The organism is Aquipuribacter hungaricus, from assembly GCF_037860755.1.
In the GTDB taxonomy this organism is placed as follows: domain Bacteria; phylum Actinomycetota; class Actinomycetes; order Actinomycetales; family JBBAYJ01; genus Aquipuribacter; species Aquipuribacter hungaricus.
In genome coordinates, this window is the sequence record NZ_JBBEOI010000430.1 from 1 (window position 1) to 1,314 (window position 1,314).

General features: G+C 71.8%; 1 protein-coding gene and 1 pseudogene. One reads left to right on the plus strand and one right to left on the minus strand.

From position 1 onward, the window contains the following. A pseudogene (locus WCS02_RS20395) lies at positions 1 to 230 on the minus strand (aminotransferase); the annotation flags it as partial. Between the two features lie 85 nt (positions 231 to 315). On the opposite strand from WCS02_RS20395, the gene ctaC reads away from it, so the two are divergent. Next, positions 316 to 1,248, plus strand: coding sequence for an aa3-type cytochrome oxidase subunit II (gene ctaC, locus WCS02_RS20400; protein WP_340296151.1), 933 nt, complete (start codon positions 316 to 318; stop codon positions 1,246 to 1,248). Positions 1,249 to 1,314 lie beyond the last annotated feature (66 nt).

Consider the following 1,314-nt stretch of genomic DNA (forward strand, 5'->3'; position numbering starts at 1 on the left):
ATCGACTCCTCCTCCACCCGCACACCGAGCAGCTCGCCGACCCGTGCCCGCGCCGCGTCGAGCACCTGCCGGGACCGGTCCGCCGAGGCGTGCAGGCCCCGCTCGTCCGCCCAGCCGTCGGCGAGGCCGGCCTGCCAGGCCTGGCCGGCCGCGGGCAGCGGCGGCGCCACCGACGCGGCGTCCAGCTCGACCCGTCCGGGCTGGCCAGGGCGTGCGCCGACCGTGCTCATGGCGTCACGCTAGACGGGCGAGCCCACCCGGTCCCCGCCCGAGGCCCCGGGGTAGTGTTCGGACAGCACCCAGCTCAGGGCACCCGTGCCCACCTCGACCCCCGGGAAGGCCTCCGTGGAGACAACTCGACCTGCCGCCAGCAGGTTCCGGTACGCCGGGGCCGGCCTCGCCGCGCTCGGCGCGCTCGCGCTCAGCGGCTGCTCGGCCGACCAGCTGGCCCGGGGCTACCTGCCCGCGGAGAGCGTGGGCGCCACCAACATGACGCCGACCATCCAGTCGCTGTGGAACGGGTCGTGGATCGCGGCGCTCGGCGTCGGGGTCCTGGTCTGGGGCCTCACCATCTGGTGCGTCATCGCCTACCGCCGCCGCGCCGGTGACCCCGAGGTCCCGCCGCAGCTGCGCTACCACCTCCCGCTGGAGGTCATGTACACGGCGATCCCGCTGTTCATGGTCGCGGTTCTCTTCTACTACACGGCCACGTCGCAGGCCGCGATCCTCGACCTGGAGCAGGAGCCCGACCACACGGTCGAGGTCGTCGCCAAGCAGTGGTCCTGGGACTTCAACTACGTGGACGAGGACGTCTACGAGACCGGTGTCCAGGCCGCGCTCGACGGCGAGGAGGGCGCGGAGGACCGCGTCCCGACCCTCGTCCTGCCGGTCGACGAGCGCGTGGAGTTCGTGCTCTTCGCCCGCGACGTCAACCACTCGTTCTGGATCCCGGCGTTCCTCTTCAAGATGGACAACATCGCCGGCCGCGAGAACCGCTTCCAGGTCGTGCCCACCAAGGAGGGCACGTTCCAGGGCAAGTGCGCCGAGCTCTGCGGCGAGTACCACTCCGAGATGCTGTTCAACGTCGAGGTCGTCAGCCGCGAGGAGTACGACGACTACATCGCGGGCCTCGAGGAGGCCGGCCAGACCGGCCAGCTCGGCACGGAGCTCAACCGCAGCGGTGTCATCGAGACCGACGAGGGTCGCACGGGCGGCAACATCACCGGCAACGGGAGGAACGAGAACTGATGACGACCGCTGAGGGCTTCGTCACCCGCGGCGTGGACGGGGCCACCGCCGCCCGGTCCACCACGC